Source organism: Paenibacillus sp. FSL W8-0439 (genome assembly GCF_038008995.1).
Classification (GTDB): domain Bacteria; phylum Bacillota; class Bacilli; order Paenibacillales; family Paenibacillaceae; genus Paenibacillus; species Paenibacillus polymyxa.
Genome location: NZ_JBBPAK010000001.1, coordinates 605,113 through 625,207, shown reverse-complemented (window position 1 = coordinate 625,207; position 20,095 = coordinate 605,113). Strand labels below are relative to the sequence as shown.

Annotated in this window: 18 protein-coding genes; 5 read left to right on the top strand and 13 right to left on the bottom strand. The window is 48.6% G+C overall.

Annotated features, from left to right (window positions below):
- Positions 1-143 precede the first annotated feature (143 nt).
- Positions 144-2,057 carry a threonine--tRNA ligase gene (thrS, locus tag MKX36_RS02820; protein WP_016819512.1) on the bottom strand — a complete coding sequence of 638 codons (1,914 nt, stop codon included), beginning with the start codon at positions 2,055-2,057 and terminating at the stop codon, positions 144-146.
- Between the two features lie 548 nt (positions 2,058-2,605).
- Here thrS and MKX36_RS02815 point away from each other — a divergent pair.
- Together MKX36_RS02815 and MKX36_RS02810 are read left to right on the top strand one after the other, a co-directional pair.
- Positions 2,606-3,160, top strand: coding sequence for a TetR/AcrR family transcriptional regulator (locus tag MKX36_RS02815; protein WP_016819511.1), 555 nt, complete (start codon positions 2,606-2,608; stop codon positions 3,158-3,160).
- Between the two features lie 13 nt (positions 3,161-3,173).
- Entirely contained in the window at positions 3,174-3,602 is a 429-nt protein-coding gene (locus MKX36_RS02810; RefSeq protein ID WP_340864173.1) for a DUF3995 domain-containing protein, read from the top strand.
- Positions 3,603-3,617: 15 nt separating this feature from the next.
- Here MKX36_RS02810 and MKX36_RS02805 read toward each other — a convergent pair whose 3' ends face one another.
- On the bottom strand, positions 3,618-4,841 hold the full coding sequence (locus tag MKX36_RS02805; protein ID WP_340864172.1) for an MFS transporter: 1,224 nt from the start codon (positions 4,839-4,841) through the stop codon (positions 3,618-3,620).
- A 190-nt stretch (positions 4,842-5,031) separates the two neighbouring features.
- Here MKX36_RS02805 and MKX36_RS02800 point away from each other — a divergent pair, with 190 nt between their 5' ends.
- Positions 5,032-5,610 carry a TetR/AcrR family transcriptional regulator gene (locus MKX36_RS02800; RefSeq protein ID WP_017428022.1) on the top strand — a complete coding sequence of 193 codons (579 nt, stop codon included), beginning with the start codon at positions 5,032-5,034 and terminating at the stop codon, positions 5,608-5,610.
- 156 nt (positions 5,611-5,766) lie between these two features.
- Here the strand turns inward: MKX36_RS02800 and MKX36_RS02795 are convergent, their stop codons facing one another.
- Complete coding sequence (locus MKX36_RS02795; protein ID WP_017428023.1) at positions 5,767-6,189, bottom strand: MarR family winged helix-turn-helix transcriptional regulator; 423 nt, start codon at positions 6,187-6,189, stop codon at positions 5,767-5,769.
- 166 nt (positions 6,190-6,355) lie between these two features.
- On the opposite strand from MKX36_RS02795, the gene MKX36_RS02790 reads away from it, so the two are divergent.
- Positions 6,356-7,825, top strand: a complete 1,470-nt coding sequence (locus MKX36_RS02790) for an MFS transporter (RefSeq protein WP_044787064.1) — start codon at positions 6,356-6,358, stop codon at positions 7,823-7,825.
- 7 nt (positions 7,826-7,832) lie between these two features.
- Here the strand turns inward: MKX36_RS02790 and MKX36_RS02785 are convergent, their stop codons facing one another.
- The 9 genes from MKX36_RS02785 to MKX36_RS02745 all read right to left on the bottom strand — a co-directional run bounded on the left by MKX36_RS02785 (position 7,833) and on the right by MKX36_RS02745 (position 18,027).
- Positions 7,833-8,909 (bottom strand): Gfo/Idh/MocA family protein, encoded by a 1,077-nt coding sequence (locus tag MKX36_RS02785; RefSeq protein ID WP_123796768.1) that lies wholly within the window; start codon positions 8,907-8,909, stop codon positions 7,833-7,835.
- Between the two features lie 199 nt (positions 8,910-9,108).
- Positions 9,109-9,522 (bottom strand): DUF350 domain-containing protein, encoded by a 414-nt coding sequence (locus MKX36_RS02780; RefSeq protein WP_016819503.1) that lies wholly within the window; start codon positions 9,520-9,522, stop codon positions 9,109-9,111.
- Positions 9,523-9,593: 71 nt separating this feature from the next.
- Positions 9,594-11,027: a glutathionylspermidine synthase family protein gene (locus MKX36_RS02775; protein WP_340864171.1), complete on the bottom strand. Its 1,434-nt coding sequence runs from the start codon at positions 11,025-11,027 to the stop codon at positions 9,594-9,596.
- Position 11,028: 1 nt separating this feature from the next.
- Positions 11,029-11,367 (bottom strand): hypothetical protein, encoded by a 339-nt coding sequence (locus MKX36_RS02770; protein ID WP_013369194.1) that lies wholly within the window; start codon positions 11,365-11,367, stop codon positions 11,029-11,031.
- Positions 11,367-11,525: a hypothetical protein gene (locus MKX36_RS02765; protein WP_225164838.1), complete on the bottom strand. Its 159-nt coding sequence runs from the start codon at positions 11,523-11,525 to the stop codon at positions 11,367-11,369. Before MKX36_RS02765 ends, MKX36_RS02770 begins: the two co-directional genes overlap by 1 nt.
- A 487-nt stretch (positions 11,526-12,012) precedes the next feature.
- Positions 12,013-12,918 (bottom strand): M15 family metallopeptidase, encoded by a 906-nt coding sequence (locus MKX36_RS02760; RefSeq protein ID WP_107734792.1) that lies wholly within the window; start codon positions 12,916-12,918, stop codon positions 12,013-12,015.
- A 151-nt stretch (positions 12,919-13,069) separates the two neighbouring features.
- Positions 13,070-13,795 carry a phosphoribosylglycinamide synthetase gene (locus tag MKX36_RS02755; protein WP_340864170.1) on the bottom strand — a complete coding sequence of 242 codons (726 nt, stop codon included), beginning with the start codon at positions 13,793-13,795 and terminating at the stop codon, positions 13,070-13,072.
- Between the two features lie 20 nt (positions 13,796-13,815).
- Positions 13,816-16,941 (bottom strand): DEAD/DEAH box helicase, encoded by a 3,126-nt coding sequence (locus MKX36_RS02750; RefSeq protein WP_016819498.1) that lies wholly within the window; start codon positions 16,939-16,941, stop codon positions 13,816-13,818.
- 141 nt (positions 16,942-17,082) lie between these two features.
- Complete coding sequence (locus MKX36_RS02745) at positions 17,083-18,027, bottom strand: helix-turn-helix transcriptional regulator (protein ID WP_039276688.1); 945 nt, start codon at positions 18,025-18,027, stop codon at positions 17,083-17,085.
- A 103-nt stretch (positions 18,028-18,130) separates the two neighbouring features.
- Between MKX36_RS02745 and MKX36_RS02740 the strand changes: the two genes are divergently transcribed.
- Positions 18,131-18,670, top strand: a complete 540-nt coding sequence (locus MKX36_RS02740) for a dihydrofolate reductase family protein (protein WP_025363900.1) — start codon at positions 18,131-18,133, stop codon at positions 18,668-18,670.
- Positions 18,671-18,753: 83 nt separating this feature from the next.
- Here the strand turns inward: MKX36_RS02740 and MKX36_RS02735 are convergent, their stop codons facing one another.
- The gene (locus MKX36_RS02735) at positions 18,754-20,049 is read right to left on the bottom strand and encodes an ABC transporter substrate-binding protein (RefSeq protein ID WP_016819493.1); all 1,296 of its coding nucleotides are present in this window, start codon (positions 20,047-20,049) and stop codon (positions 18,754-18,756) included.
- Positions 20,050-20,095 lie beyond the last annotated feature (46 nt).

Below are 20,095 nucleotides of genomic sequence, written 5' to 3'. Positions count from 1 at the left end.
AGGATAACTAAAGCATTCAATCGAGGCTGTTCCCTCTCTCGTGCTGGAGCTTAGGAACTTATGTATGATGTATAAATAAAGAGCCGTCAAAACCACTATGATCATGGTTTTGACGGCTCTTTTATATATTTTTTAATCCAATATTACTGCTTCTCGTGAATCTCTGTGCTGATTTTCTCTACGATGTCCGCAATGCTGAATGATCCCAGATCGCCTTCGCCCCGTTTACGCACAGCTACAGTACCGGTTGTTTTTTCATTTTCCCCGATAACGAACATGTATGGAACCTTCTCCAATTGCGCTTCACGGATTTTATAACCAAGCTTCTCATTCCGAGTATCCACTTCGACGCGCAGACCCGCTTTCAGCAACGCTTCCTGCACCTCATTGGCAGTCTCGATATAGTTCTCGGATACAGGCAACAGCTTCGCATGAACAGGAGCCAACCACAATGGGAATGCACCTGTAAAATGCTCAGTCAGAATGCCCATGAAGCGGTCAATCGAACCGTAGATGGCACGGTGAATAACGACTGGACGGTGCTTCTGGTTGTCCTCGCCCACATAAGTGAGGTCGAACTTCTCAGGCATTTGGAAGTCCAATTGGATTGTTCCGCACTGCCAGCTGCGTTTGAGCGCATCGAGAATGTGGAAGTCAATTTTTGGACCATAAAATGCTCCATCTCCCGCATTAATACGGTAGTTCATGCCCAGATGTTCCAGCACGTTTTGCAAAGCTTGTTCCGCTTGATCCCACAGCGCTGGTTCGCCCATAAAGTCGTCCGGACGTGTGGACAATTCCACTGTGAATTCAAAGCCAAACACACTGTACATTTCGTTAATCAGCTTGATTACGTCTGTAATCTCTTTTTCAATCTGTTCTGGTGTCACAAAAATATGCGCATCATCCTGACAGAATGTACGAACACGCATCATACCGTTCAACGCACCGGACAGCTCATGACGATGCACTTGTCCAAATTCGGATATACGAATCGGCAGGTCGCGATAAGAATGAAGTTCATTTTTAAACACAAGCATATGCCCCGGGCAGTTCATCGGTTTCAGAGCAAATGTAGTTTCGTCTACTTCGGAGAAGTACATGTTTTCTTTGTAATGGTCATAGTGTCCCGATTGTTCCCACAGACGGTTGTTCATCATCAGCGGTGTACGTACTTCCTCATAGCCATGCAAACGTTGAATGTCACGGGAGTAATCTTCCAGCGCAGTACGGACAACCATACCTTTAGGCAGGTAGAACGGCATGCCAGGTGCTTCTTCGGAGAACATGAACAGTTCCAGTTCTTTACCCAGCTTGCGATGGTCGCGTTTTTTCGCTTCCTCCAGCAAGTGCAGATGCTCATCCAGTTGCGCTTTCTTCGGGAATGCTGTTCCGTAGATCCGTTGCAGCATCTTGTTGTTGGAATCGCCTCTCCAGTATGCACCCGCTACACTTAACAGTTTGAAAGCCTTGATGCGGCCAGTTGATGGCAGATGTGGACCACGACACAGGTCAAAAAATTCGCCTTGATCATAAATCGTAATTTCCGCTTCTTCCGGCAAATCACGGATCAGTTCCAGCTTCAATGGATCTTCCAGTTCACCAAAAATGCGAGTGGCTTCCTCACGGCTGACCACACGACGTGTAATCGGCAGATTTTCCTGCGCGATCTTCGTCATTTCCTTTTCGATCTTCGCCAGATCGTCAACGGACAATGGGTTTTCGATATCAATGTCATAGTAGAAGCCGCTGTCGATGACCGGACCAATACCCAGCTTCACGTTTTTCTCACCGTAAATGCGTTTGAGCGCCTGTGCCAGCAAATGCGCTGTACTGTGACGATAAATTTCCAGGCCGTCCGCACTGTCCAGCGTAATAATTTCAAGGTCAACGTTCTGATCCAAAACGGTGTTCAGATCTACAGCCTTCCCGTTCACTTTACCTGCTACTGCATTCTTTTTCAGACCGGAGCTGATCGAACCCGCCACGTCGGCGATGGATACACCCTGCTCGTACTCGCGTACGGCTCCATCCGGCAATTTCACTTGAATACTCACGATTAAAGCCTCCATTTCAAATTGTGTGCTATATCAAAATTGAACGCAAAAAAACGCCTCTCTCCCTCAAGGGACGAGTGCGTTCAGCTCGTGGTTCCACCCTAGTTCGGCTCGCTGCTGTACGTACATTCATGTTCATCGGAACATGCTCATGCACGACCTGCGTGGCCCTCCATTGGTATCCGTTAACGGGGATAAATCGGTGGGCGCTTACTGATGTCACTGCTAACTTGCACAGTTACATGTTCAACGTCACGGCTACAAAGGGGTAACTTCACATGCGGTTGCCGGAAAAGCTCTCAGCCTTGGCTTTTCTCTCTGAACGGCCCTTCAAGGAAATCATGTCTTTGGTCAATGCCTTGAATATTACTATATGCTACAGCATTATAGTTCAAATTCACAGGTATTTCAAGTGGGCGTTTATGTAATTTTATGCCCGTTATTGATCATCTGGCTGTGGAGACGAATCGGCTTATATTTACACACCACTAAAACCATTGTAAAATCATTTTATCTAGACGATACCGTACAGAAAGAGAGCGCGAGAGATGCCTAAGATTATTGTCACAGAAGAACAATGGATTCAAAAAGGAATGGAACGTTTTGAGCAGGGTGGAATCGATCAACTTGTTGTTGAAAAAATGGCCGCTGCTTTAGGGTGCAGTAAGAGCAGTTTTTATTGGTATTTTAACAATCGCAGCAGCTATATTCGACAGATTGTAGAGACATGGAAGGCACAGACGACGCAACAGGTTATGGCCGCGTCCATCACCCATGCTGCCGCAGATGAGCGGATTCGAGAAGTGCTAACCCAGATGTTCGGCAAGACGAAACGGGGAGATTTTCTGTTTTATCTACGCAGGCTGTCATTGAAGGATGATAGTTACCGTGCTTTACTCGATGAAGTTGAACAGATGAGAATGGAGTTTATGAAAGAGCTTTTAATCCAGAAGGGAATGCAGCCAGAAAAAGCCTTTCAGAGATCATGGATATTGTACCATTACTACTTGGGTTGGTATGAGCGTCACAAGCAAGAGACGTTAAGTGAAGAAGCCATTCAGCAGCATATTCATATGATTTGGACAGAGTGGATTTCAAATTAAGGAGGGAAGTCAGATGTTGGAGTTACTTACATGGGCAGTTGGCGGAATTTTATTTATACTGAGCGGCATGCATGTATATTGGGTATTCGGCGGACAAAAAGGTGCTAAGGCAGCGATCCCAAGCACGGGAACGGATTTGCTCTTTACACCCTCCAAAATAGGGACATCGATTGTTGCCATTTTACTAGCTTTAGCCGCTTGGTTCGTCCTGCAGCTAGGGGGAGTTGCACCATTTCGGTTTTTTCATTCCTTCTATTCCTACGGTGCAGGCTTGTTGTCGAGCTTATTTATTTTACGTTCAATAGGAGATTTCAAATGGGTTGGGTTCTTCAAGAGAAAAAAAGGAACGGTTTTTACAAAATGGGACACCGTGCTCTACTCGCCCCTTTGTTTTCTCTTGGGAACAGCCATTTTAATGATGATGCTTTTACGTACGGCGTAATTTTAAAGCTGATCTTTACCCGACTTGTTTTTTTCGTACGTCTCCACTCGTTTCTTTCTCAGTGAAAAAGTACAGTAAAGCCAGCACAGGCAAGATGACTCCAATCAGAGCACTGAAATTCCAACCACCTAACGCATAAGACCAACCGCCTAATGATGATCCAATCGCTCCACCGATGAAAAAGATAGACATGAACAATCCGTTCAGACGCCCTCTCGCTTCACTTCCCAAGGAATAAATAACACGTTGCCCAAGCACAAGATTTCCCGATACAGCCATATCCAGTGTAATGGCTGAAATAAAGAGAAGTATGAGCGCAACCGTCGAATGACTTTGAAAAATATAGATGACCAAAAAGGACAAGGCGGCAATGACCATAGCTAGCCCGGTTAATACTTTGCTCCAGCCTTTGTCAGCCAATCTCCCGGCAATCGGAGCAGCTATTGCGCCGCCTACACCTACTAAAGCAAACAGTGCAATCCCTTGCTGAGACATGCCGAAATCATCCGCCAAGCGTAGAGGGACAACCGTCCAAAACAGGCTGAAGGCACCAAATAAGCAGGCTTGATACAGGGCACGCCGGCGCAATGCAGGCGTTTGTTTGAACAGGGTACCTAGTGAGAAAATCAGTTTACTGTAAGATACCGTAGGCACAGGCTTGCGCTCCGGAAGTGCTTTCGACAGGAGAATCGTCAACAACGTCAAAACAATGGCTGACATAATAAATACGGCTTGCCATCCCCAGATGCTGGTTATGAAGCTTGCCAATGGACGTGCGAACATAATCCCTAGCAGGAGTCCACTCATAACATTCCCTACAACCCGTCCGCGCTGCTCTTCGGATGCTAAATAGGTAGCATACGGCACCAGTATTTGGGCAACTACAGATCCAACTCCAATGAACAAGGATGCAGTAAGGAACAACGTGGCATTGGGGGCGAAGGCAGCAACGAGCAATGCACAGACTGTAATGATGAGCGATACGATCATTAGACGTCGATTTTCAATAATGTCACTAATCGGTACGATAAACAGCAATCCCACAACATAACCGATTTGAGTTAAGGTGACAATGAAGCCCGCTGTTGTGGAAGAAAGACCCAGCGCCACATGAATAGGCCCTACCAGAGTTTGAGCATAGTAAAGGTTGGCAACAATAAGGCCACATGCTGCTGCCAACAGAAACATCATCCAATTTGAAATACGGTTACCTTCTACGGCTTGTTGTTCTCTTTGCATGATAATCCTCCTCAAGAATTTAAATACTGAACGTATAGTTCGTTAATTCGATAATCAAATAATATACTGAACGTTTCGTTTTGTAAATAGGCAAATTCAAATTTTTATTCTTACCCGATATTTGATATACTGAACGTATAGTTTACTTTTCTATGTTTTCTTATATCTATGTAAGAAGGTGAGCATTCCAGTGCAGAGTAAAAGAGGACGTCCGCGTAATGTTGAGTCGCAAAAATCTATCCTTACCGCTTCTTATGAACTACTGTTGGAGCAAGGATTTGGGGCTGTTACGGTAGAAAAAATTGCTGAGCGAGCAAAAGTGAGCAAAGCCACCATATATAAATGGTGGCCTAACAAAGCTGCCGTAGTAATGGATGGTTTCTTGTCAGCTACCATGGCAAGATTGCCCGTACCCGACACAGGTCGTGTATTGGACGATATTCTTATTCATGCTACGAATTTAGTACGGTTTCTAACCAGTCGAGAAGGTAAAATCATTACGGAGTTAATTGGTGAAGGGCAACTTGATCCAGGATTAGCAGAGGCATACCGAACACGATATTTTCATCCTCGAAGACTTGAAGCCAGGCATCTAATTGAGCGGGGAATAGAGCGCGGGGAATTGAAGGAGCATCTCGATGTTGAATTATGTATCGATCTCATTTATGGGCCGATTTTTTATCGATTGCTGGTAACTGGTTATCCATTAGACGATGCCTATGTGCGACAATTAGTCATGAATGCGTTCGAAGGGATTAGCTTGGACTGAATTACGAATGCCATATAAGCGGCGACCGTTCTCCCGTGCAATAAACCCTCAGACTGCACCAAGCAGCCACCACAGAGTATTCTCTGAGAATGGCTGCTTTTTTCTTTTTTCTTTTTTCTTTTACCCGCCGATCCTCTATGCTAACTCCTGATTTATTTATTCGTCAGGATCTGTACTAATCTTTTGCAGTAAGTCGATTAGAAGGTCCTCTTCCTCTTCGGATAAATTGCGGGCAAGACCGGCATTGAGCTCGTCCAATATCCCTTGTAAGACAGGAGCGAATTCTAACGCCTTGGCCGTAGGAGACACAAGTTGGGAACGACGATCATTGGGGTCCGTTTTACGTTCAATGTAGCCTGATTCCTCTAATTGTTTTACAGAGCGTGTCGTGGTTGCCTTGTCAAATTTAAGTTCATTCGTCAGCTGCTCCTGTGTAATGCCCGGCCGCTGCAAAATCAGCTTTAGGAAACTGTGTTGTCCCCCACTGCCGATTCCATAAGGAGCCAGTTTTTTGGACAGTATTTTTTGATTTCGACGGTACAGGTGGGAAATTAGCTTTCCAATCGGTTTTTTTCTCATCAAATACACCTCATTGGCTTGAAAATGGCAATCCCCAGCTGGGACCAAAACAAAGTTTACAATACTATTGTTGCGCACGCAACTAATTTGCTGTACACTAGAACCGTTCATTTAGTTGCGCATGCAACTAATAAAAAGGGCTTTCAACGATAAAGAGGTGTTCATAATGAGTTCAACTGCTACAACTGCTGCAACCTATCAAGAGAATATCGAAGTTCAGAAGAAACGTTGGATGATTTTGATTGTTTTAAATCTGTTTACGTTTATGTCCACTTTGGATGGAAGCATTGTTAATATTGCTCTTCCTGTGTTGTCTCGCACGTTACATTTACCCGTGGCACAAATTGAATGGGTGACAACCGCCTATTTAATGGCGATATGTACCGCTATTTTATTTTTCGGCAAGCTGGGGGATATGGTCGGTAAAATCAAAATATTCAAAATCGGCACAATCATATTCATTCTCGGCTCCCTATTGTGCGGTCTTAGCTCTTCACTCTCCCTATTGCTGATTTCCCGCATCATTCAGGCCATTGGAGCATCCATGACCATGGCGAACAGCCAAGGGATCGTAACAGATATCTTCCCGTCCACTGAACGGGGCAAAGCGCTTGGCCTCATTGGAACCTTCGTTTCTCTGGGCAGTATCGCCGGGCCGAGCTTGGGCGGTATTATTGTCTCCTCGCTGGGCTGGCAATACATTTTCTGGGTGAATGTACCGATAGGCCTGGTCGCAGTCTTTCTTGGCTGGAAGCTTCTACCGAAGGATCTGATCAAGGTGAAGGATAAGGTTGACATTCCCGGCAGCCTGGTGTTTGCCATTTTTATTCTGACCTTGTTCGTCGGATTGTTGCTGGGACAGCAGGTCGGGTATGGAGACGCACGTATTATTGCTTCACTGGTGGTGGCTGTAGTTGCTTTTGCTGTATTCATTCGGTTGGAATTGCGTCGTCCGCAGCCGCTGTTACAGCTCGCATTATTCAAAAATCCATTGTTCTCACTCAGTATCCTGTGTGCTTTTCTGGTGTTCGTCGCTAACTTCTGCTTTAACATCATTTCGCCTTTCTATGCGCAGAATATGCTGAACTTGTCGCCTTTTTATGCCGGATTTCTGCTGATGTTGTTCCCCATCTCTATGGTTATTGTGGCCCCGCTCAGCGGTGCGCTTTCCGATAAAATCGGGTCTGAACTGCTCACTTTCGCCGGGCTGGTCGTTATGGTCGTTGCCCAAATTGGATTAGCCCAGCTGCATGCAGGCAGCTCCATCCCGCTCGTCGGTCTGTGGATTGCCATGCTGGGTATTGGCAGTGGTTTATTCCAATCGCCGAACAACTCGCTGATTATGTCCAAGGTACCCCGCACACAGCTCGGCTCAGCCGGAAGTGTTAATTCGCTGGTGCGCAACGTCGGTATGGTTGTAGGGATTACGCTGGCCACATCCATTCTCTTTTATATTATGAGTAAAGAGGCTGGTTATCGGGTCACCGGCTTAGTTCCGGGTCATCCTGAAATTTTTCTGTCAGGCATGCATGTAGTCTTTATGACGTCTGCCTCCATCTGTCTTGTGTCGGCATTGTTAACAGGCTGGAGGCTGATCGGGGCTAAACGGGCAAGAACGCAACAAGATAAGAGATAGGGCCTCCTTACACTTCTACTAAACGCCCATTCTCTCTCCAGGATTGCAGTATTTTCTCAAGTACCCACTGATTCTTGTATCCGTCATCGAACAATGGGGCTCGGTCCACGAACTCCCCCCTTGCCAGCTTAACAAAATCGCCATCGGCTGTATGATTATAGATTGGTGGAACAGCCCAATTCTCGTATTCGGCATCCGGGTGTTCCAGGTCACGCAGCACGATGCGAATACTTTCCGGATTATTGAGACTAGCGTGCAGCGTACCGAGCTCGCCGTAGATATCCACTTCGATATCGTGACGTTTGCCGATGGCATTTTTGTGAGTGATGAAGGTACCCACGGTATTATCGCCAATGATGCCATGAAAGGCGGCGAGATCTTCCACATCCACTTTTACAGGCAGACCCGTGACCGGATCGGGCCGCTCAGGTGTAATGATATGTAGCAGCGCCGCGACGCTTTTAAATTCACCAATCAGAAAACGGGCCAGATCAATAATATGTGAGGCAGTATCCCCCACGACTCCAGAGCCGGCCTTGGCTAAATTGTGTCGCCATGTATACGGATGCTGACGATACGGTGAAAATGAATCCATTAGATAGCGGAATTGAATATTGTAGATTTTACCCAGCTTATGCTCTTCCAGCAGCTGCTTGACATATTGGAAGGCCGCTCCGTAGCGATGCTTGTAGTGAACCAGCAAAGGCACTGGATTCGCAGTATACAGCTTTTTCAATTCACCTGCCTCAGACCACGTGAGCGTCAATGGTTTTTCTGCCAGTACAGCTTTGTGTTCTTCCAGCGCAATCCTAATAATGTCAAAATGCACATCATTGGGTGTCAGCGACAGAATCGCATCTACCTTTGGGTCACGGATCAATGCTTCATAATGGGAGTACCGCTTGGAAGCAGGCAGTTGCAATTGCTCTCCGATGACTTGAAGGCGGTTCGCATTTACATCACTAACGGCCACAATCGATACCCCCGACATGCTGTGTAATGATCTGATATGATATTCAGCGATCAAGCCCAAGCCGATGATCCCCACCCGAATGGGTAGGATTGGGGAGGTAAAGGTACTCATATGTTCAGAATTCCCTTCTTTGCAATTTGGTTTGATATCTGGAGCACATTTCTTTTTGCTATGCAGTATCACCCTTACCTTTGTAGAATAGTCCCCACCAAGTGAATACAATTCCCCGTAAAAAAAAGAATCTGCAGCTCCGTTGTTCGGTTTTGCAGATTCTTTGTACCTCTTCTCTATATTAACTACATCATTTCGACTACATCAAAAATGTACCTACGACAAAAGATACCCCGATGATGATTGAGCGTAGCAGTTGTGCCAGAGCCACATTGCCTTTAGCAATTTCCTCGCACACCTTGGTACGCGGCGTTACCAGATCAAAAATCACATAGACCAGGCACAGCACTACAATGCCTACGGCCGACCAGGTCAGCATATCGAGCCATGAATGGCTGCTATACGACACCATTCCCACGATGATACACAGGCCTAGCAGCTTTGCCCCCATGTAGATACCTGCCGCTTCATTGCCGCGTGCGATTTCCTGATTATCGTTATAACGTGTCAGCAAGCTGAACACAAAATAACCTACGATTAAGATGGCAAACAAGATAAGCAGGCCGATACCTACATTGCCCAATGCGTTGCCCAAACTGATATGAGAGTCCAATTTTTTTCCTCCTTATGATACTTATGAATAGGGAACAGATCTGTTCGAATAGTATACATTGTGCAATTCGCCTATACAGCGGGTGGATTAGAAGGTTCGTTGGCAACGGAGGCAGCGCAATAATAGGCCATATCCCCTGTTACCTTTTCACCGATTCGCGGCAGGACCCCCGCAAAACGCCCCCCGATCACGAATATGCCTGTCAGCACGTAGCCGTGAAATAGCCCTTCCTCCGTCTGCACCTCTGCGCTCTGCATGGGCCACAGCTGCTGATAAATCTTAGGCTGTCCCTCGTAATAAGCGGCAATATGTGCGGCTTCCTCCTGTTCAGGCGTTAGTGGAGCATCAACTTGATGAAGCAGATCAGGCTGGTCAGCCTTCACATTTTCAACCACTCCCAAGACGCCTTCCAGTCTCTCCTCGGGTTCAGGCTGCTCAATCAAATGCGTCCCTTTACCCTCTCGTCCCCATATACCTTTGGCGACATAAGGCTCTTGATTTTGTAGAAACACGGATGGCTCAAAATATGTAGGTAGCAGGTAGGTTCGTATGACCTCCAGCTCCCGGTCGTCAAATAAACGAAAACCGCAGAACGCTGGTGTCTGCTCATTGCGCTCGTACAGCGACCATACGGTTGCGGTGAACCCCTTGCTCTGGGTAATGATATGCTGCGGCGGATTAATTAGTCCTATTTTCCCGTCTGCCACCATATCCATTAACGCCTGCCCCACCTCAAGACCCGTGTCCTCTTCCCGATCATCAATCAGGTATTCCAGCGGATACAGGCGATAGAGGATGTGAATCTGCTCTCCCCGGTGATACAATCCTTCATTCGGGATAATTTCCAGTTCTTCCAATGGCGCATAAACCACTTCAAACCCGGCTTGTTCACATAAACGCATGATATATTTGGTATTCGTCTGATCCTCGATATGCCAATCATAGCAAGTGAAGTGCACCTTTGTCCCTAAACCCTTGCGGCTATAAAAATGAATGAGCTCCGTCAAAGCAGACTGAATCGCCTCATCCATTCCAGATGAGGGTCCATGTAGAGCAATATCATCCCTTGACATTCCCTCACTATGCAGCACCTCAAGCAGCTTTCCTTCGAGATAAGCCACCTCGGGAATCCCGGTTGGGGTATCGGTGTTATTCTCAATGCACTTGATCCCCGCTTCCCCCACAATCCAGTCCTGTCGGGTGATCCCATCCGGCGTGGCCTCCATACGTGCAGCACGCAGCAAGCCTGGATGAATTCCCAACCGCTCCACCAGGTATTCATCCGGCATATAGCGCTGGATGAATTGCTGAACCTTGCGATAAATACGATGTACCGCCTCAGAAGCAGCCTGAAGCTCTGCCAGCTCGCTTTCCCGATACACCGTTAAGGCCGGCACGCAATAGGACTTGCCGTACATGCGATGATACGGAATCATACGGCTAATTTCACCCTGAAAAAGCTCGTCATGTTCATAAGGCAATTGCCGAATCGTACGTATGCTCATCTTAACCCCCAGAAAAAAAGCCGCTGCGTGAGCCGCTGCTGCCAAAACCACTGTGTGAGCTGGAAGATGAAGACGAGCTCTTGCGATAAGAACTGGAAGATGAACGGCTGCTATGATATGAGGAGCCTCCGCTATAATAGGTCGATCCGCCATAATAATACCCGCTGCTGCCTGAATCCCGGCAGGCCGTTTGCTCCGATACAGGAAGCTCGTCGCAGTCATAATATTCGTCGTCACCGCAACCCGTCAGAGCGGCTGGGACAGCCAACATCAGGGCAAAGGCCGCCATCCGTGCACGAGAGCCGGGCTTGGATTTCATGGTTTCCCAAGAATGCTCCATCACAGATCGACCTCCTTCACAAACAAATGCACCTTTTTCAGCTGAGGGTCCAATACTGAATATATAAATTCGTATGTTTTGCCACCCAAAACCGTATAGTGATCCAGTAGCCGTTGGGCCAGCTCCAAGGTAAATACCGAGCCTTCCCGCTGATCCATACTTCGGAACGCAGGCTCATGCCATACCCAGTACAATGCGCTGAATGTGGAGCTGTAGCCTCCCTCACTAGCCAGGACGAGGTCTGTGATCGACGCGCCGTAAGGCTTCGCACGTTCCCCCGTAAATTCGGTTACATAGACGGAATGATCCGTATGCTCCTCACTTTCATTCGAGATATGCGCCCACAGCTTGTCATGGAGACGCGTAGCGTCTACAAGCTTGCGCAGGAACAGCTCATCTCCCGATACGGACTCCCGTGTTAGGCTGCGCAGTTCCTTTTGAGTGTCTTCTGACCATTCGCGATACGTTAATGAATAATAGATGATGATTCCCTTCCCTTCCTGTACGCTTCTGTCATGAGGTTTACTATAAATCCAAGCATCTGTCGTCGTTCACTATACGAGATTCTACCTTGAAAAGGTTCAATTTGGAAGAAAAATACGACAAAAAGCCGCAATCCCCAGGATTACGGCTTGGTTGTAACGCCTATAGTTTGATATTGCTTTCGTCGAAATACTCCTCAAGTGTCAGCCCCTGCTTGGCAACATCCTCTGCAATATCTACTCCCACATAACGGATATGCCAAGGCTCGTACACATAGCCAGTCACATCTTCTTTACCCTTCATATAACGAATAATAAATCCGTATTCCGGTGCATGTTGTTCCAGCCATTCACCTTCCTTAGAAGCACCGAAGGATTGCTCCAGCTCATTGCCTACGCTGGGGCTGGATACGTCAATGGACAATCCCGTCTGATGCTCACTCGTACCTGGTACGGCGCTGACTTTAGAGGCATATTCCTGCCCCTTTGTCTTTACATTGTTGTTGAAAATAGACACCTGACGCTTATAGGATCGGTATCCCGATACCGCACGCAGTTCAATGCCGTCCTTTTTCGCACCGTCGAACAGCTTCTCCAGTGCCTCTGCCGCTTCCTTACGCAAATGCCGCTTCTCATGCGGTCCCTCGAAGGAAAAAGGCACCTGCGGCTCCACCAGATCATCCGGGACATAGCCCACGGGCAAGCTGCGCTTTTTGTTCACAACGACTGTATCTGAAGTCGCATTGGTGACAACCGCTGTTCCATCCTCTTCCTTAACCGTAGCTTGCAGCGCACTCTGGCTCCGCAACGCCATTACAGGGTCGGCTTGTCCGCTTCCAGTACCCGCGGTGGCTTGTCCAGCGCTAGCGCTGCCATTCCCCGCATCCGGCTGGGTGGAAGGCTGTACATTCTCCTGTACCGCTGTAGACGATTTTAATGGCTCACTTTCCTGTCCACCTGATCCTCCTTGCTGGCACGCTGCTAGCAATAGACCCGGCAGGATCAGCCCCGGAATAAGCGCTTTAGTCCATCGCTGAGATGTGCGCATCTGTTGTATATGTCGTTTCATGCTGGTATCTCCTCCAATATTGCAATTGATACATGACTTGCAGTGACTTTTCCGTTTCCCCATTGTAACTGAACTTTGGACACACTTCGAAGCTGTTATCCTATCCAATGAAGGTGAACAGTCTCGAAAAAGGAAGCATATCCCCGAATTGTTACGGATTATGACGTTTTTGCGGGATTGCAGCCCGAGCTCGCTCGGCTACCCGTTCACGTATGAGTTTCAATGCTTCTTCAGCACGGGGTAACCTCGGCAGCAAAGACGTAATATCAGTTTCCTTCTTGAAAGCAAGTTTCTGTGGCAGATGGATTTCAATGGCATGAAAGCCTGCTCCGGGACGATGCAATGCTCCTTCAGCTGCGGATTCTGCAATCCATTCGCTAATTGCTGCCGATCCGCTGCGTCCGCCCTCCGCGCGTGAGGTAGGCTCAAGCGCGGGGGAGGTTCTCTGCACATGGGATAACTCTCCAGCCCAAGCACTAAACACGTACTCCAGCAGCTCTTCCGGCGTCATTCCGATCAACGCCGGACAGTGTTGGGGCTCGTTTTTCAGTCCAGCCTGAAGAGCTTCCTTCACGTCTTCGACTGCCCCCACTCCATTCTCTCTGCTGGAAACGGCGGTCTCAGCTGCGAGTTGAATAATTTCATCCAGCGACAGGCAGGCTTCTCCTTTCAGGAGACGGTAGATGTCCAAAGGCTCCGCTTTTAGCTGCTCCAGCCATGCCTCTCGCTCTTCCAGGTTCAGTACAGGCACTGGGCCAGTCCATTGGACGGGTTGTGCGGAAGGTACACCCGTCGATTCACCTTCCGGCCCATTTCCGTCAAATCCCACGATCCATCGACCGTCAGTTACGTCCAGCTTCACTCGCGGTCTCGTCATCGCCTTCATCCTTTCTCTGCTCACTCGATCCATACATCATTTTGCAACGCAATCAGACCACGCAGTTCATCATCAGACATTTCGGTGAGCCAATGTTCACCCGAGCCGACAACCTGTTCGGACAGTGCCTTTTTGCTCTCGATCAGCTCATCGATTCTTTCCTCCAGTGTCCCCTGACAAATCAACTTGTGCACTTGTACATTGCGACTTTGACCAATACGGAATACCCGGTCTGTCGCCTGATTTTCCACCGCAGGATTCCACCAGCGATCATAGTGAATGACATGGCTGGCACGCGTCAGGTTCAGACCCACGCCACCTGCACGCAAGGAAAGTACGAATATATTCGGTCCTTTTCCCTGCTGGAAGTTGTGAACCATTTCGTCCCGTCTGGTTTTCGCCAGTCCCCCATGCAGGAAATATGGCTCTTCTCCCAAAATTTTGGCCAAACGGGAAACCAGTAGTTCTCCCATCGACACATATTGGGTGAAAATCAGCGCCGATTCATCGTTCTCGCGAATGGTTTCTACCAATTCCAGCAGTCGCTCCATTTTGCCCGAGTTTTCGGCTTTACTGCTGTCAGCACGGCCTGGAATAATTAAACCCGGATGGTCACAGATTTGCTTCAACTTGGTCAGCGACGACAGGACAAGCCCTTTGCGGGCCATACCGACTTGTCCATCCAGTGTTCCCAATAATTGATCCACCACGCCGCGGTATAATCCGGCCTGCTCTGGTGTCAGTACGCAATAGGACTTCAACTCCAGCTTCTCTGGCAAATCCTTGCGGATATCCGGATCGCTTTTGAGCCGACGCAGCATGAACGGGGAGACGAGACGATGAAGCTCACGCAACGCGGACCCCCGTTCCTCTCCTGCCAGACTGTACCGCTGGCGGAATGAAGACGCTGTACCAAGATACCCTGGATTCAGGAATTGGAAAATAGACCACAGTTCGCTCAAGCGATTCTCTACCGGAGTACCTGTCATGGCAATCCGATGTGGGGCGGACAACTTCATGACGCTTTGTGCCTGCTTAGTGCGTGCATTTTTTATATATTGCGCCTCATCCAACACGATGGAAGACCAGTAGACCGCAGATAAATCGCTGCCGTCCCGGCCCGCCAAATGATAGGTAGTGAGGACGATATCATACTCGCGTACATTTTCCTGAAACTGCTCCCCGTGGAGTCGCTGGTTGCCATGGTGAATATAAAGCGACAAATCCGGTGAAAAGCGCTTCAATTCCCGCTGCCAGTTGCCAAGCAAGGACGTCGGACAGATGATTAACGCCGGACGCTGATCCTCTGCTCCGATGCCACCATCGAGCAGACAGGTAATAACCTGAATCGTTTTACCCAGCCCCATGTCGTCCGCCAGGCACACACCAAAGCCCAATCCGCGCATCGCAGCCAGCCATTGAAAACCCCGCTCTTGATACGGCCGTAGTGCACCATGCAGCGTCTCCGGCACAGGACGCGGCTCTACGGAACGGAGTACCCCTCCCTCAGCCAACGACGCAAGCAATCCGGCGGATTCCGCGCCAAAGATAGACAAGCCCTTCCATGAGGCCTCGCCTGCACTTTCATTTTCCGCAGCCAAATGCATCCATTCGGACAAGCTCATTTCACCGTTTTCTCCACGCTTGATAAAGCGCAGCACCTGACGAATTTCCTTGGGGTCTACCTCGATCCATTCCCCTCCGAGACGTACGTATGGCAAATTGGCCGCGACGATGCTTTCCAGTTCCTCCATCGTCAAGGCCGTATCCCCCAGCACAGCCTCGGCATCAAACGAAATCATGCGGTTAATGCCAACAGACGATGTATCGGCGATCACACCATCTGGCTTGGTCCCCTGCTCTGTCGAGCGCATTTTAAGCCGCAAGCCTGCACGTCTTCGCCCCTCCCGGCTCCAGCGTGAAGGCATTTGCACAGTAATACCGTTCTTTTGTAAAGAAGGTACGGCTTCCGTCAGGAAGCGGAAGAACATCTCCGGCTCCAGGGTCAACCCCTCGGGATAAGGGCGGTTTAATGCTTCCTGCAATATAGGTGCCGCTTCAGCCGCCTGTCCGAGCCTCGTCAGCAGTTGCGCCTGCACTTGACGGTACACAATTTCACCGCGAACCAGATCACGTTCAGGATATGCCCACAATGCCAGAGCAGGCAGTCGTAATCCGGGCTCTGCATCGCTTTCTGCCCAAAAGGTAATGCGCCATTCCTGGATACTCTCTTCCAAAGAAGGCTCCAAACGAAGGCACAGACGCAATTGCCCTTCAATGGGTTCCTTGGCTTCCCGTTCGGTGACAGGCATCGTGCTTCCCTCAAGAGAGGACGCCTGAAGAACCAGCTCCTCCATCTCAGCAGGCGTTCCCTGAATCGCAACCTGACGCGAACCCGTCAACAGACTGTTCCACCACAGCTCCGCCAGCGGTGATCCTCCGCGCCGATAATCTGCCCGATATCGTCCCAGCTCACGATCTGACGCAGCCAGCACCGCGGTCGTTTCTGCATGAACGACCGCACACAAGAAGGAATACAGCACCATTCCAGCTGCATCCTCACGTGTTTCTGGCTCCTTGCCCGCAAAAACGGCCGGAGCTGCCATACAAACAGCCGGCATCGCAGCTGCCAGCTCATGAAAGCGGCGGATGTCCTCCTCTTCGCGAAGCCGAGGAATCCACACCCCTACCGCCGCATCCGGACCGCGTCGTCGCGGTCCAGAGGGACGCGCCTCTGTAAGTGATGGCACGATTTCGCCCCGCTGCATCAGCTCTAGCGCAAAATAAGCAGCCTTTTGCCAATATTGCATTTCCTCGCCAAGCGTAATGCCCGAAGCCGCACAGCCCTTCTCGTCCATGCGAGTCAGCAGAGCCATCGTCTCGCGAGGTTCCAGTGCCAGACCCTCCAGCGTACGCCCCAGCATGGAACGTCTTTTGCCACCTCTGCCCGCGGTTTCCACGCGAGCATTGTTAGGTATCCGCACCTCGGCAAGACGCAACGCAGCCTGCCGAAACGGCCGAAGGTCTCCCTTCAGCGTCAGCCTGCGGATCACACTGCTCCACGCATCAATACGTGGTTCCGACGTCTCACCAGAAAAGCAAAAAAACACATCTCCGAGCCATATTCCATAAAGCGGTTGATTCATATCTGTCTCCCGTCCAGCCTTTTGAATTATTACTCTTCATCATATACGAAAACGGGCTCTTTTCAAAACTTTATCACAAAAATAATTGGAAAGTCATACGTTAATAACCTTAAATATTCATGTAATTAACAATTAAGAGACTTATCCTTCCTGATCGGCCTCATCATCCTTCAGATAAGGATTCAGGCTGTCTTGCAGCAGCCGTTTGACTTGCATACGCAGCTCTTTCGGATATATAACCTCGGCCTCCGGCCCGTATTTTAACAGAAGTCTGGATACATATTTAAACTCTTCGACCGGGATATGTCCGTACCATTCCTGACCCCGCGATTTCTCATGAGAAACATTTTGGAAGAGGGGGTCTGATTCCGCCAGCCGAGCACCTAATGGTGTAAATTTTATTTTGGACGGAATTCCCGTACGCGAATCCTCCGCAGTCAACCATTCCTTAAGGGTGGGAAGGCCGGATAAGGTGTCTTCCAGTATGGACATTGTCATCACTCTGTCTGAGCGGTACAAAATGATCCGATCTCTGCTTTGCGCAGGCATGTACCAATATCCGTGATCAAAATAGAGCCCCACCGGATATACTTTCGTCCACTTGTCCCCAGAAGCGGAGCGGTAAAGCATGTTCACCCGGCGTTTATTCAACGCAGCCTCCAAAATGAGCGAGGTGTAGGGTGACTCTGCGTGAGTCGGCATCATCCGAAAAGCGATATAGTCCTTGAATTGATCAATGCTATCCCGCACATCCTGAGGAAGCTCGGCATAATAGTGCTCGGATAAATGCTCCCGCACCGACCCGAAGGGGATGTCCGGGATATTTTCCAGCAGCTGCAGCATGAGAAAAAGACCAAAAGCCTCATCACGAGCAAGATGAAGGGGAGGAAGAAGTCGATTGGGAAGTGCCCGATAGCCGCCATGAGGTCCGGTTTCGGTATACAGGGGTAACCCGGTCTGCTGCAAATAGTCGAGATCTCTTTGAATCGTCCTGACGGAGACACCAAACCGCTCGGCCAGCTCACGTGCCGTATATTTTTTTCGGGAATCCAGTATCCTCATAAGTGCGATTCTGCGTTCGTTCATCAGGTACTCCTCTAATAAAAATAAAGTTTAAACGATTATTTTACTACGACAAAGTATGTCATAAATAGATTGTAACATAGGTGATAGAAAGGAGTGATGAACCATGGATGCTATAAAATCCAACAAAGTCGTATTGTATATTGCCGTGAGTCTTGACGGGTATATTGCACTGCCGGATGGCTCGGTAGACTGGCTGTTTGATGTCAAAGGGGATGGTGGCGACAATGGATATGCCGACTTTTACGACACTGTAGGTACGGTACTGATGGGCAGGCTGACGTATGAAGAGGTATTGAAGCTTTCCGATGATTTCCCCTATGCTGGCAAGCCTTGTTATATACTCACCCGGTCATTAGCGAAGCATGAGCAAGCACCGCATGTTACATTTACGGACGAGGATCTGTCTGAGCTAGTTCCGCGTCTGCAAAAACAATCGGAAGGTTTGGTATGGCTAGTAGGTGGAGGTCAGTTAGTTCAGGCCTTCATGCAGGCTGGACTGCTAGAAAAGGCGATCATTGCGATCATTCCTAAAGTGCTTGGACAAGGAATACCGTTATTTCCAGAAGGAACACTGCCAAGTACATTTGAACTCCAAGAAATAGAACGCCGCGGGGATATTGTACTGCTTTATTATAATGTATAATTATGTTAACAAAAAAGCCTTCGGATGTTCAGGATCATGCAATCTCCCTGACATACGAAGGCTCTTCTGCGTATTTTATTTAATTATTTGGTCTTCAAATTATCCCATGTTCTCTGGAAATCCTCGAACAGCTTCCCAGCATCCGATTTACCTGCCACATAAGCTTGCATCTGACTTCCGAATTCTTGCTGCGCTCCTTCAGGATAACGGCTAAAGAACCAGCCCAGCAGTTTATTTTCCTGACTGTATTTCACCACTTCGGCACCCAGTTGGCCCATATCGGCCTCTTCTCCTTTGATGCTCTTGAACGCTGGAATGAACTTAAATTCCTTGGTGATATACTTTTTCCCTTGCTCGGATGTCACCATCCAATTTAAGAACTCTTTGGCCTCAGCTTTGACAGACGAATTTTTATTAACCACCCAGTTATTGGCGACACCTACAAACAGCTTATCTCCGGCTGTTGCATCTTCACCAATCGGCATAGGCAGAATACCCAGATTCAGCTTCGGATTAATTCCGTCAATTTGGACCTGAGTCCAGTTCCCTTGCTGCATCATGGCAGCCTTGCCAGTGGCAAAGTTCGTTACCTGCGTATTGTAATCAGTCGTGAGCGGCTTCGAATTGCCATACTTGAGCGTCAGATCGAGCAGCTTGATCCACTCGGCGAATACAGCATTGCCCGGAATTTTGGCTGTGCCATCATTCAGTCCTTTGACGAAGCCCGACGGGTCTGGCTGATTAGCAAATGCCACGTTCAGCAAATGATTGCCCAGCACCCAAAACTCCTGGTATCCATTGGAGAAAGGTGTAATCCCTGCGGCTTGCAGCTTTTGCGCAGCAGCCTCCAGCTCAGACAGCGTTTTAGGAGGCTCGGTGATTCCAGCCTTTTTGAACAAATCCTTGTTATAAATAAAGCCGTATCCTTCCAGGTTCATTGGCTGACCGTACAGCTTGCCATCCTTGGTCATCGGTTCTTTGGCGACATCGACCACATCACCAACCCAAGGTTGGTCGGATAGGTCCTCCAAATATTCCATCCACGTATCCAGCTCACGATATCCGCCGACATTAAAAATATCCGGCTGTTCACCAGAAGCAAACTTGGCCTTCAACGCCGCCCCATAGTCACTACCCCCACCTACGGTCTGAATGTCGAGTTTAATCCCCGGGTGAGTCGCTTCATACTCCCCCTTCATGCGATTTAGTGCTTCTGCAATCTCTACTTTAAACTGAAAAATGTGAATGGTTTTCTCCTTAACTTCCTCATTGCTTGCATTTTGCCCCCCGCTGCTGTTACATCCCGCCAAAACCAGAGCAAAAGCTGCAAAAAGCAAAATCAGTGCTTGGGCTTTCTTTTTAAAAGTATGCGTTTTCATATTTATGTTCCTTTCTATTCTAGGTTTCATAGCACCATAATCAACA